At 72.7% G+C, this 12,174-nt stretch carries 7 protein-coding genes; 3 read left to right on the top strand and 4 right to left on the bottom strand.

Features of this window, described 5'->3' with window-relative positions:
* Positions 1-485: 485 nt before the first annotated feature.
* Positions 486-1,034, bottom strand: coding sequence for a MarR family winged helix-turn-helix transcriptional regulator (locus ACH47Z_RS43470; RefSeq protein ID WP_399084959.1), 549 nt, complete (start codon positions 1,032-1,034; stop codon positions 486-488).
* A 134-nt stretch (positions 1,035-1,168) separates the two neighbouring features.
* On the opposite strand from ACH47Z_RS43470, the gene ACH47Z_RS43465 reads away from it, so the two are divergent.
* Positions 1,169-2,425 carry an MFS transporter gene (locus ACH47Z_RS43465; protein ID WP_399084965.1) on the top strand — a complete coding sequence of 419 codons (1,257 nt, stop codon included), beginning with the start codon at positions 1,169-1,171 and terminating at the stop codon, positions 2,423-2,425.
* A gap of 15 nt (positions 2,426-2,440) precedes the next feature.
* Here ACH47Z_RS43465 and ACH47Z_RS43460 read toward each other — a convergent pair whose 3' ends face one another.
* Both ACH47Z_RS43460 and ACH47Z_RS43455 read right to left on the bottom strand, forming a co-directional pair.
* On the bottom strand, positions 2,441-4,096 hold the full coding sequence (locus ACH47Z_RS43460; protein WP_399084956.1) for a SpoIIE family protein phosphatase: 1,656 nt from the start codon (positions 4,094-4,096) through the stop codon (positions 2,441-2,443).
* 141 nt (positions 4,097-4,237) lie between these two features.
* Positions 4,238-5,617, bottom strand: a complete 1,380-nt coding sequence (locus ACH47Z_RS43455) for an NAD(P)/FAD-dependent oxidoreductase (protein WP_399084953.1) — start codon at positions 5,615-5,617, stop codon at positions 4,238-4,240.
* Between the two features lie 377 nt (positions 5,618-5,994).
* On the opposite strand from ACH47Z_RS43455, the gene ACH47Z_RS43450 reads away from it, so the two are divergent.
* Positions 5,995-6,780 carry a TetR/AcrR family transcriptional regulator gene (locus tag ACH47Z_RS43450; protein WP_399084950.1) on the top strand — a complete coding sequence of 262 codons (786 nt, stop codon included), beginning with the start codon at positions 5,995-5,997 and terminating at the stop codon, positions 6,778-6,780.
* 301 nt (positions 6,781-7,081) lie between these two features.
* Positions 7,082-8,839, top strand: a complete 1,758-nt coding sequence (locus ACH47Z_RS43445) for a sigma-70 family RNA polymerase sigma factor (protein WP_399084962.1) — start codon at positions 7,082-7,084, stop codon at positions 8,837-8,839.
* On the opposite strand, the gene ACH47Z_RS43440 is transcribed toward ACH47Z_RS43445, so the two are convergent.
* Positions 8,826-12,134, bottom strand: a complete 3,309-nt coding sequence (locus ACH47Z_RS43440; protein WP_399084947.1) for an ATP-binding protein — start codon at positions 12,132-12,134, stop codon at positions 8,826-8,828. The two genes, ACH47Z_RS43445 and ACH47Z_RS43440, sit on opposite strands and share 14 nt — an antisense overlap.
* Positions 12,135-12,174: the final 40 nt, after the last annotated feature.

Genomic DNA, 12,174 nt, shown 5'->3' with positions numbered 1-12,174 from the left:
ATCTGGCGTTGATTTTTGGCACGCTGTTGAGTTCTCAAGGAACGGTCGCTTCCTTTGTACTCACCCTCTCGGGCTTTCCTCCGGGCTTCCCTTCGGTGTTTCCGACTCTATCAGATCTTTTCTCGATCCGATTTCCTCGGTGCTTTCCAGGTTCTCGCTCTCACGTTTCCCTTTCCAGCGGTTCCGACTCTATCAGATCCTTTCGGCATCTGACTCCCAGTCAGGGGGCTTGTCTTCCGGGCTGTTCGGCCCTTCCGACCTCCCAAACCTTAGCGGATCTCTCCGGCGATTCCCAATCGGGACGCCAGATCCCTATTCGAATTGAATTCGGGCACGCCGAAAACAACCCGATTGGGTGATCGTGCTGGTGGTTGGGTGCCACTTGCGTGGCGAGAGGTGCTGCCGCAGAAGCGTTACGGCTCCGTGGCAACTCGGAGAAATTTACGGATCGGGCGGGGCGGTGTCAACCGTCCCTGTCAAGATCTTTAATCCAGATCGCTGAGACGGCCGCCGGCGTCCGGCTGGGCGTGTTCCACCCTGCGCAGGAGGCGGGTGAGGACCTCTCCCAGCACCGCGCGCTCCACAGGGGTGAGGTCCTGGAGCAGGTCCTCCTCGAAGACGGTGGCGAGGCGCATCGCCTCCAGCCACTTCTCGCGGCCCTCGGGGGTCAGCTCCACGATCACCCGTACGCGGTTGGACTCGTCCCTCTCCCGGGTGACCAGCCCCTCGGCGACCATGCGGTCGATGCGGTGGGTCATCGCGGCCGGCGTGAGGCCGAGGCGCTTGGCGAGGTCACTGGGACCCATGCGGTAGGGGGCGCCGGAGAGGACGAGGGCCTTGAGGACCTCCCATTCGGCGTTGCTGATGCCGAGGGCGGAGGTCTGGCGGCCGTAGGCGACGTTCATCCGGCGGTTGAGCCGGGACAGTGCCGAGACGATCTGCTCGACCTGAGGGTCGAGGTCCTGGAACTCGCGCTGGTAGGCGGCGATCTGTTCGTCGAGGGTCGGCTCTGTGACGCCGGGCGTGTCGGCCATGGTCGCAGTATCGCACGCCACCCCTTTGCTTTGAAGTCCTTCACTGTGTACTCTTTAGCTTCGAACTTTAGCTTCGAAGTCTTCAGACCTAACTAGTGAGAGAGGTGAACGTGACCAGGGCGATGGGCGCAGCGATGCGCCGGATCCACGTGGGCAACGCACTCAGCGCGTTCGGGCTCGGCTTCACCGTCCCCTACCTGTACGTCTATGTGGCGCAGGTGCGGGGGCTGGGAGCCATGACGGCGGGGCTCGTGCTCGCGGTCTTCGCCGTGGCCGCGCTGATCGTGCTGCCGTTCGCCGGCCGGGCGATCGTGCGGCGCGGCCCGCTGCCGGTCCTGCTCGCCGCCCTGGTCACCGCCGCGCTCGGTGCGCTGAGCCTGGGTCTCGCGGGCAGCTCCGCCGCCGTACTGCTGTCGGCCGCGGCGCTCGGGGCCGGGCAGGCCGTGATGCAGCCGGCACTGGCCACGATGATCGTGGACTGCTCGACCGCCGACACCCGGTCGCGGGCGTTCGCGATGCAGTTCTTTCTCCAGAACCTGGGGCTCGGCATAGGTGGCCTCATCGGCGGCCATCTCGTCGACACCACGCGCGTGTCCTCGTTCACGCTGCTGTTCGCGATCGAGGCGGCGATGTTCCTGCTGCTGGTCGTGGTGCTGGCGACGGCGCGGATGCCGCACGCCCCACGGCTGACGGACGCGCCCACGCCGTCGGCGAAGGGCAGCTGGAAGCAGCTGCTCGGGAACCGGGCGATGGTGCAGCTGAGCGTGCTGGGCTTCGTGCTGTTCTTCGCCTGCTACGGCCAGTTCGAGTCCGGGCTGAGCGCGTACGGCGTCGAGGCGGCCGGGATATCGACCTCCGCGCTCGGTACGGCGCTGGCCGCGAACACGCTGATGATCGTGGTCGCCCAGTTCGCCGTGCTGAAGTTCGTCGAGCGGCGCCGGCGGTCGCGGGTGATCGCCGCGGTGGGCCTCATCTGGGCCGTGGCGTGGGTCGCGGCCGGGTACGCGGGGCTCGGGCACGGCAGCCGGGAGATGGCGACGGCCGCGTTCGTGTCGACGTACGCGCTGTTCGGGCTGGGTGAGGCGATGCTGTCGCCGACCGTCGCGCCGCTGGTCGCCGATCTGGCGCCGGAGGGCATGGCCGGGCAGTACAACTCGGCGTTCGCCCTGGTCAAGCAGCTGGCGCTGGCCGTCGGTCCGGCGGTGGGCGGGCCGCTCGGGGCCTCGCTGCCCGCGCCGTACATCGTGACGTTCCTGCTGTTCTCGCTGGGGATCAGCGTGCTTGCGCTGCGGCTCGGCCGGCGGCTCACGGATGTGCAGGACCGGCCGTGGCTGCGCACCAGCCGCGTCGTCGCCCGGGGCGAGGCACCTGCGGAGTCCCTGGCGGCGTAGTCGTGAGGCACGCGGCTACGGCGTGACTGTCTTCTGCAACACGAACTCGCACCACACCGCCTTTCCACCCCCTGGAGTCCTTCTCGACCCCCAGTTGGACGCGATCGTCGCCACGATGGCGATGCCGCGGCCCGACTCGTCGGCCGGTTCCGCGCGGCGGCGGCGGGGAAGGTGGTCATCGCCGTCCGTGACCTCGATGATCAGGCGGCGGTCGGTGCGACGCAGGCGCAGGCGCATGGGTGGGGTGCCGTGCTGGAGGGAGTTGGCGACCAGTTCGCTGGTCGCCAGGACGCCCAGGTCGTGCAGTTCGGCCGGGAAGCGCCAGCTCGTCAGGACGCCGGAGGCGAAGGCACGCGCGCGTGGGGCCGCCTCCACACCGCCGAGGAGTTCCAGGGCCGCGTTGCGGAAGAGGTCGCCGTCGGGGCCCGTACGGGCGGGGTGCTGGAGGACGAGGACGGCGACGTCGTCGTCGTGGTCGGCGGTGACGCCGGCCGAGCGGACCAGGCGGTCGCAGACCACCTGGGGAGTGCCCGTGGCACCGGCGAGGGCGCGTTCGAGGGACGCGATGCCCTCGTCCAGGTCCTCGTCACGGCGCTCGACCAGGCCGTCCGTGTAGAGGACCGCCGTGGAGCCGGGGCCCAGCGCGATCGAGCCCGACGCGTGCATCCAGCCGCCGGTGCCGAGCGGCGGGCCGGTGGGTTCGTCGGCGCGGGAGACCGTGCCGTTCTCGTCGCGGACCAGGATCGGGAGGTGGCCCGCGGAGGCGTACACCAGCCGGCCCTCGTTGGGGTCGTGGACGGCGTAGACGCAGGTGGCGATCTGGTTGGCGTCGATCTCGGTGGCCAGGCCGTCGAGGAGTTGCAGCACCTCGTGCGGGGGCAGGTCCAGGCGGGCGTACGCCCGGACGGCCGTCCTCAGCTGGCCCATGACCGCGGCCGCCCGGACGCCCCGGCCCATCACGTCGCCGATGACCAGGGCCGTGCGGCCGCCGCCCAGGGTGATCACGTCGTACCAGTCGCCGCCGACCGCCGCCTCGGTGCCGCCGGGCTGGTAGGTGGCGGCGATGCGCAGGTCGTCGGGCTGCTCCAGCTCCTGGGGGAGGAGGGAGCGCTGGAGGGTGACGGCCGTTTCGCGCTGGCGGCGCTCGCTGGCGCGCAGGCGTTCGGCGGCCTCCGCGTGGTCGGTGACGTCCGTCGCGAAGACCAGTACGCCACCGTCGCGGTCGCCGTCCTCGGCGACGGGGGTGCAGGTGAAGGTGTACGACCTGCCGTCGACGGCCTTGCGGGACTTCAGGGTGCGGGGCTTGCCGCTGCGCAGCACCTGGTCGAGGAGCGGGAGCAGGCCCAGTTCGGCGAGTTCGGGCAGGGCCTCGCGGGCGGGTGCGCCCATCGGGCGTACGCCGAAGGCCGCCGTGTACGCGTCGTTGACGTACGCGATGCGGTGGTCCGGGCCGTGCACGAGCGCGACCAGGGCCGGGACGCGGTCGAGGACGTCGCGCGCGGGCAGTTCGTCGACGGCGGGCACCAGAGGTTGCCCATCGGCCGGCTGCTCGGCGCGGGCCGCGGGCACCGAGCCCTCCCCTCGCCGGTCCGGGGGGACCGGGGTCTCGGTCCGCGCTGCGGCGCGGCGCTGCGTTCCGGGGAGCCGGGCGCTCCAGCGCGTGAAGTTCACAGTGGGGAAGGCCTCGTGGGTGCTGTGGGCGGGCGGGTGGCCCGTCCGCGGACGTGGGGCAGTCTGGCAGGGTCTTGCTGGGGGCGGGCCGCGGCGACATCCGTCAGACGCCGGAGCGGGCCGTGGAGTTCCTGGATCCGGTCAGGACGACCCCTTCGGGTCGTCCGAGGGGCTGTGAGGAGGCTTTCCACCGGCCGCGAGTTCGAACTCCGCTCGGGGATGTTCGAGTGAACCGAGCGAGACGATCTCCCGTTTGAAGAGTCCGGACAGGGTCCATTCCGCCAGCACTCGGGCCTTTCGGTTGACGGTGGGCACCCTGCTGAGGTGGTAGACGCGGTGCATGAACCAGGCAGGGTAGCCCTTCAGCTTGCGTCCGTAGACCTGGGCGACGCCCTTGTGGAAGCCGAGGGAGGCGACCGAGCCGGCGTACGCGTGCGCGTACGTCTCCAACGGCTCGCCGCGCAGCGCGTGGGCGATGTTGTCGCCGAGGGTACGGGCCTGGCGCAGGGCGTGCTGGGCGTTGGGGGCGGTCTCGGTGCCGGGTTCGGCCGCGGTGACGTCGGGTACGGACGCCGCGTCGCCGGCCCCCCAGGCGTGTTCCGTGCCGTCGACGGTCAGCTGGGCGGTGCACTTCAGCCGGCCGCGTTCGGTCAGCGGCAGGTCGGTGGCGGCGAGCAGGGGATGCGGTTTGACGCCGGCGGTCCACACGACCGTACGGGTCGGGAAGCGCTGGCCGTCGCTGAGGACGGCGACGCGGTCGGCGCAGGAGTCCAGGCGGGTCTCCAGCAGGACCTGGATGTTGCGGCGGCGCAGCTGGGTGACGGTGTAGCGGCCCATCTCGGCGCCGACCTCGGGCAGGATGCGGTCGGAGGCCTCCACGAGGATCCATTTCATGTCCTCGGGGCGGACGTTGTGGTAGTAGCGCGCGGCGTAGCGGGCCATGTCCTCCAGTTCGGCGAGCGCCTCCACGCCCGCGTAGCCGCCGCCCACGAAGACGAAGGTGAGGGCGGCGTCGCGGATCGCCGGGTCGCGGGTGGAGGAGGCGATGTCCATCTGCTCGATGACGTGGTTGCGCAGGCCGATGGCCTCTTCGACTGTCTTGAAACCGATGCCGTACTCCGCGAGGCCGGGGACGGGCAGCGTGCGGGAGACCGAGCCGGGGGCCATGACGAGCTCGTCGTAGCCGAGGAGGTCGGCCGCCTTGCCCTCCTCGGCGGTGGCGAGGGTGGTGACGGCGGCGGTGCGCACCGCGTGGTCCACGGAGGTCACCTCGCCGACGACGACGTGGCACTGGTCCAGGACGCGGCGCAGCGGTACGACGACATGGCGAGGGGAGATCGAACCGGCGGCCGCCTCCGGAAGGAACGGCTGGTACGTCATGTAGGAGTCGGGCGTGACGACGGTGATCTCGGCCTCACCCCGCCTGAGCTCGCCCTTCAGCTTCCGCTGGAGGCGCAGGGACGTGTACATCCCGACGTAGCCGCCGCCGACAACCAGAATGCGCGCACGTTCCTTCACCATCCCATGACGCACCCGGCGCTGTTGTTTGTCCACAGCCCCGGCAATTTGTGTGACCGGCGGTCGGGTGTGCGGCGGGCCGGGCGCGGTCGCCGGGGCGGACGAAAGGGGGCAGGTCAGCGGGTGCGGGCCACAGTGTGCGAAGGTGGGGAATCGGGGTGTATACGACCCGTACTCCGATCGGGGGGCGCTCCGTGCGGAACCTGCCCCTTCTGAATTGACTTCCTCTCAACTATGTTCGTGTGTCGACGGGGTGTAGGGATTGTGGTCGAACGGGGCTCGCGACGGGCGGACCCGGTCGAGATCGAAGTCGGTTCCGGCACTCCGGATTCAGTGGCGGGGAGTCTCCGGGGGGAGACGTCATTTACCGGGGGAAACACATGCATGTTCAGGACACGCATCATTGGTCATCCGCAGCCGCCGTCGCACCGGGCGGCGGGACGGCGAGCGCGGCGGTCGGCAACGGACGCGCGGACGCGGCGCGTACGACACCGCTGCGCGTGGACGCACAGCGCAATCTGGAGCACGTGCTGCGTGCGGCGCGTGAAGTCTTCGGCGAGCTGGGGTACGGCGCGCCGATGGAGGACGTGGCGCGACGCGCACGGGTCGGTGTCGGCACGGTGTACCGGCGCTTTCCCAGCAAGGACGTGCTGGTGCGGCGGATAGCCGAGGAGGAGACGGCCCGGCTGACCGAGCAGGCGCGCACCGCGCTCGGGCAGGAGGAGCAGCCGTGGTCGGCGCTGTCCCGCTTCCTGCGGACGTCGGTGGCGTCGGGGGCGGGGCGGCTGCTGCCGCCGCAGGTGCTCGCCGGCTCCGCGAGTGGCTCCGCCGGTTCGGCCGAGGGTGGTGCTGCCGGGGGCTCCGCGGAAGAGCCTCGGGTGCCGCAGCAGCGGGTGCAGCCGGGCAACGGTGAACTGCGGCTGGTGGCCGGGGAATCCGCGGCTGCCGAGGACAGCGGCGGGGTCGGGGAGTTGCTCGACGTGGTCGGGCAGCTGGTCGAGCGGGCTCGGGCGGCGGGTGAGCTGCGGCCGGACGTGTCCGTGTCCGACGTGCTGCTCGTGATCGCCACGGCGGCGCCGTCCCTGCCGGATGCCGCACAGCAGGCCGCGGCTTCGGGTCGGTTGCTGGACATTCTGCTGGAGGGTCTGCGGTCGCGGCCCGCGTAGTTCGCCTGCCGGGGGCGGGGTCCCTGCGGGGGCCTCGCCGCCCGTGACCGGGGGTGCGTTGCCGCTCGTTCGGGTGGTGACCGGCGGGCCGTGGTGACAAGAACCCTCGGACGAGTGATGGCATGAGCTGGGGGTACTTGAACAAAACACCATGTGGCACTCTGAGCCCGTGACGGATTGGGCTGGGTGGGACGGGCCACGCGGTGACGACGCGGGCGCGGAGGCCACCGGGGTGACCCCGCCCCAGGTGCCGAGCCAGGGCGGGCGCGCGGCCTCCTCCGGTGGGCGGAGCGAGAAGAGCGTGCCGGCTCAGCGCGAGGGCAGTGTGCTGCCGCCGCCCCGGGGGATGCCACCCGGCGACGCCGAGCTGATCGAGCGGATGCGCGGGGGCGACGACTCCGCGTACGAGGAGCTGTACCGGCGGCATGCCGACGCCGTACGGCGCTATGCGCGGACCTGTTGCCGGGACGCGCATACCGCCGATGACCTCACCGCCGAGGTCTTCGCCCGGATGTTGCAGGCCGTGCGCGGCGGGTCCGGGCCCGAGCACGCCGTACGGGCCTATCTGCTCACCTCCGTACGACGCGTCGCCGCGAGCTGGATCAAGTCCGCGCGGCGCGAGCAGCTCGTCGACGACTTCGCCGTCTTCGCCCAGCAGGCCTCCCGCTCCTCCGAGGTGTCCGACGACGACACATGGGATCCGGGCGCCGATGTGCGCGCCCTGCACGAGGCCGAGCAGTCCATGGCGATGCGGGCCTTCCGTTCGCTGCCCGAGCGCTGGCAGGCCGTGCTGTGGCACACCGAGGTCGAGGACGAGTCCCCGAGCGAGGTGGCCGTGCTGTTCGGGCTGGACGCCAACGGCACCCGGGTGCTCGCCAGCCGCGCGCGCGAAGGGCTCAAGCAGGCCTATCTCCAGGCCCACGTCAGCGCCTCCCTCGCCGGTGACGAGGAGTGCGCCCGGTACGCCGACCAGCTCGGCACCTACGCCCGCCGCAAGCTGCGCATCCGTGCCGAGCGGGGTCTGCGCAAGCATTTGGAGGAGTGCGCCAGGTGCCGGCTGGCGGCCGCGCAGATCGAAGAGGTCGCGAGCGGCATCCCCGGTGTCGTCCCGGTCGCGGTCATCGGCTGGTTCGGGGCCGCCGGATATGCCAAGGCGCTCGGCATCATCGCCGGCGGTGCAGGGGTCGGGGCGGCCGGGGCCGCGGCCGGCGGGTCGTCCGGCGGGGCGGGTGGCGCGGGCGGTGCCGCGGCCTCGGAGGCGCTCGGGGCGCCGGTGAAGGCGGGGATCGCGGCCGGTGTGGTCGCTGTGGCCGCCGCCGCGGTGGCGCTGGCCCTGCTCAACGACAGCCACCCGCCGACGAAGGAGGTCGCCGGGCCGGCGCCGTCCGCGCCGGTCGTGCGGCCGTCGGCGCCGCAGCCGACCCCGTCGAAGCGGAAGCCCGCCCCGCCGCCGGTGGTGCCCGTCGCCGAGTCGGCGCCGGCGCCGACTCCGACGCCCACCCCCACCCCGAAGCCCGCGCCCACGCCGACCCCCAAGCCCACGTCCACGCCCACGCCCACCCCTTCACCGACTCCCCCGCCGAAGCCGACGCCGCCCCCGACGCCCGCTCCGCCGCCGGCGCCCACCGTCTACGAGCTGAGCGACCTGAGCTACGACGTCAACGGCGACGGCACCAAGCCCGAGATCCAGCTCGGCGAGAGCAGCTGGGTGTGGCAGCGCTACGGCATGTCGATCGGCGGCAAGGAGTACGCGCAGGGGGCGACCGTGCACGGCGAGTCCTCCGTCACCATCGCCCTGAACCGGCAGTGCACCGCCTACGACGCGCTGATCGGCGTGGACGACATGACACTCGGCCTCGGCAAGGTGTCGTTCTCCGTCTACGCCGACGGGGTCCGGCTGTGGCAGTCCGGGATGGTCAAGGAACGTGACCAGGCCCTCCCCGTCCATGTGGACCTGACCGGGCGCAGGACCGTACGGCTCGTCGTGGAGCCGCACAGCAACATCTTCGACCGGGCTGCCCTCGCGGACTGGGCGGAGTCCCGGATCACCTGCCGATAGCCGTCTCCCGGGACTCCAGCTCGCGCAGAACCTCGGCCACGTCGAAGGACGCGCCCCGCGCGCGCTCGGCCGCGTAACGGCCGGCCGGCAGGGCCGCGCGGGCGTCCGCGTGCACCCGGGCGGCCTGGTCGCGGTCCGGCTGGGAGCGGCGGTTGCCGTCGCGCCAGTGGTCCGCGGCGGCGTACAGCCGGATCGCGGCCGCCAGGTCACCGCGGCGGGCCAGCAGCCAGGCCGCGGTGTCCACCAGCCCCGCCGTGATCGACTCGGCACACCGCTGGGCCACGGCCTCGCGCAGCGCCTCGGCGAGGATCGGCAGCCCGTGCTCGGGGCCCGACTCGTCGGCCACCACAAGGGCCTCGACCATGCGCAGCCCCGCCCCGAACTGCGGTGGTGGGCTCCCCGCGCGCGCCAACGCGCGGGTCGCCTCGTACAGCTCCCGGGCGTGGGCCGTCTGCCCGTCCCGCAGGGCGATCTGGGTGCGCATCAGCAGCACGAAGGCGCTCGCCTCCGGTACCGCGTACCGCTCGGCGGCCGCCGCCGCCTCGTCCAGGGCGGTCAGCGCGGCCCCGGCGTCGCCGGAGCGGTAGGCGATCTCGGCGAGCCGCGCCATCAGGAACGGCGACTCGGCGTAGGCGCCGACCTCGTAGGCGAGGCGCAGCGCCTCCTCGTACTCGGCGCCCGCCTCGTCGAAGCGGCCGCGCGCCATGGCCGCCTCGCCGGCCGCGCTGCACACCTGCGCCCGCATCCAGCGGTCCCCCACGCGCCGGCTGAGCGTGCGCAGCTCGGCCAGGTCCTCGTCCACGCCCCGCAGATTGCCCGGGGAGTCGACGACCACATGTGTGCGGTACATCAGGGAGACCCCGACTTCCCAGTCCCCGCCGTACCGGCGGCAGTTGGCGACGGCCGCGGCCATGTCGGGGCCGACCTGCACCAAGCCGCCCAGGACGTAGGCGGTCAGCGGCCAGACGATGCCCGGGAGCCGGGCCGCCTGGGGGCCGCCGTGCTCGTAGGCGGCCCGCACGCGCGCGACGTACTGCGGGGCCCGCGAGTCGGCCGCGAGGTGATCCGCGTTCGACTCGGAGGTCAGGAACAGGTCGAGCATCCGCAGGTCCATCCGCAGCTCCCGCAGCGGATGCCGGGCCTCGCCGTCCGGGGCGGCGAGGAAGGCCCCGATCGGATCGGCCACGTCGACCAGCGCGGCCAGACCGCCGCCGGTGCGCAGGGCGTCCGGCATGCCGGACGCCGGCAGCGTGTCCAGGGCCACGCCCAGGCGCAGGACGAGGCGGACCCAGGCGATCGCCTCCGGGCGGTGGTTGCGCAGCCACCAGAACCAGCCGATGGCGAGGACGATCGCACCCGCCTCCGCCTCGTCGCCGGCGCGCACCGCGCGGTCCAGGGCCGCCCGGACGTTGTCCAGTTCGCTCTCCAGGCGGGAGATCCACGGCAGTTGGGCCGCGGACCGCAGCTGCGGCTCGGCCTCCTCGACCAGCGCGCGCACCCACGCCCGGTGCCGGCGCTCGGCCGCGGCGCGCAGGCCGGGAACCTCGGCCGCGCGCTCGACGGCGTACTCGTGGATGGTCTCCAGCATGCGGTAGCGCATACCCCCGGTGGGGTCCGGGGCGGCGACGACGAGGGACTTGTCGACCAGGGCGCCGATCAGGTCGGCCGCCGGGCCGGTGCACACGGCCTCGGCCGCCGCGAGGTCCCAGCCGCCGGCGAACACGGACGCCTCGCACAGCACGGTGCGCTCGCGCTCGTCCAGCAGGTCCCAGGACCAGTCGACGACCGCGCGCAGGGTCTGCTGGCGGGGCAGGACCGTGCGGCTTCCGGAGGTGAGCAGGCGGAAGCGGTCGTCGAGCCGGTCGGCGATCTGCCGCGGGGTCAGCAGCCTGAGCCGGGCCGCGGCCAGCTCGATGGCGAGCGGCAGCCCGTCCAGGCGGCGGCAGATCTCCGCCACGGCCTCGGTGTCGGCGAGCACGGCGTCGGCGTCGGGACGGACGGCCTTCGCGCGCTCGGCGAAGAGGCGGTGCGCCTGCTCCGGGACGAGGGGCTCGACCGGGCGCACCGACTCACCGGGGACGCCCAGGGGTTCACGGCTGGTCGCGAGGATCGTGAGCCCGGGGCAGCGGGTGAGGAGGGTCTCGGCGAGGTCGGCTGCCGCGCCGATGACATGCTCGCAGTTGTCAAGGATCAGGAGTTGGCTGCGCGGGGCGCAGTACTCGATCAGCAGGGCGACGGGGTCGTCCTGCTGGGTCGCCAGCTCGTTGGTCAGCAGCACGGTCTCGCGCAGACCGAGCGCGCTGACGACCGCGCCGGGCACCGCCTCCGGGTGGTCGAGCGGGGCCAGCTCGACCAGCCATGCCTGCGGGAGCCCTGCGGCGGCTTCCTCGGCGAGGCGGGTCTTTCCCGAGCCGCCCGGTCCGGTGAGCGTGACCAGGCGGGCCCTGTGCGCATCCGAACGAATGGCTTCGAGCTCCGGTTCCCGTCCGACGAAGCTCGTCAGACGGGGGCGGAGATTGCCGGTGCGCTCGGGGGGTCGGGCGTGTGGCGAGGTCTTCGGTGGATGTGGCTGTGGTTGTCGCTGCCTGAGCAACGACGCGTACAGGTCCTGGAGTTCCGGGCCCGGGTCGGTGCCGAGGGTGTCGGTGAGGGCGCGGCGGGCGGACTCGTACGCGGCGAGGGCGTCGGCGGGGCGGGCCGTGTCGCGCAGGGCGCGGATGAGGAGGGCGTGCAGGGACTCGTCCAGCGGGTGGGCCGTGGTGAGTTCCCTCAGCTCCGGTACGACGTCCTGGGCGCGGCCGAGGTCGAGGGCGGCGGCGGCCCACGCGCGCGTCGCCTCCAGGCGCAGGGCCTCCGGTCGGGTGGCCGCGGTGCGGTCGGGGAGGTCGGCGAGGGCGGGGCCGTGCCAGAGGGCGAGGGCCCCGGTGAGGGTGCGGTGGGCGGTGCCCGGGTCGCCGGCGGCGAGGGCCTTGGTGCCGGTGTGGGTGAGGCGCTCGAAGACGTACAGGTCGATGTCGTCCTCGGTCGCTTCGAGGCGGTAGCCGCCCGGGGTGGAGGCGACGGTGTGGCGGCCGAGGGTACGGCGGAGCCGGCCGACCAGGGCTTGCAGCGCGGCGGGGGCGTCCTGGGGTGGGTGGTCCGCCCAGATCTCGTCGATCAGGGTTTCGGGGGTGGTGGTGCGGGCGGGGCGCAGGGCGAGGGCGGTGAGCAGCGTACGGAGGCGCCGGCCGCCGATGGGTACGGGGATGCCCTGGTCGTCTTCTGCTTGGGTTACGCCCAGGATTCTGTACCGCATCCGGTCATTGTCGCGGGGGGCGCGGGGTTGGGCACGGGGG

The organism is Streptomyces sp. NPDC020192 (genome assembly GCF_044388685.1).
Taxonomy (GTDB): domain Bacteria; phylum Actinomycetota; class Actinomycetes; order Streptomycetales; family Streptomycetaceae; genus Streptomyces.
This window is presented reverse-complemented; position numbering and strand designations above follow the sequence as displayed.